Origin of the sequence: Pseudomonas frederiksbergensis, assembly GCF_003732665.1 — a bacterium.
In the GTDB taxonomy this organism is placed as follows: domain Bacteria; phylum Pseudomonadota; class Gammaproteobacteria; order Pseudomonadales; family Pseudomonadaceae; genus Aquipseudomonas; species Aquipseudomonas frederiksbergensis_G.
The window spans coordinates 1-278 of the sequence record NZ_MOBP01000139.1 but is presented as its reverse complement, the minus strand read 5'-3'; the positions used below and the strand labels follow the sequence as shown (position 1 = coordinate 278).

Here is a 278-nt window from a genome sequence, read left to right as displayed (position 1 = left end):
CCACACCGTCAGTTCGCATCTGGCTGAAACCATTAAATTGTTTGTGGAGTGATTGGGATGGCAGATGCAGCGCCGGCGGTGAAGGAAGAACCGCCAAAAAGAGAAGTAAAAACCCACACGTTAACGTGCAAGACCGACCAATCCGTCAAGCCGGTTCCTGTGGCCTTGCGCGATTTGGTCATATTCTTTATTGGCGGTGCGGGCGATCAGGAAAGTTACTACGGGACGGGGCCGAATAATAATATTGACTATGTCCGCAAGATCACCGTGGACGATGC

Annotated in this window: 1 pseudogene; it reads left to right on the top strand. The window is 51.4% G+C overall.

Features of this window, described 5'->3' with window-relative positions:
• Positions 1-57: 57 nt before the first annotated feature.
• Positions 58-278: pseudogene (locus tag BK665_RS33515) on the top strand (alpha/beta hydrolase); the annotation flags it as partial.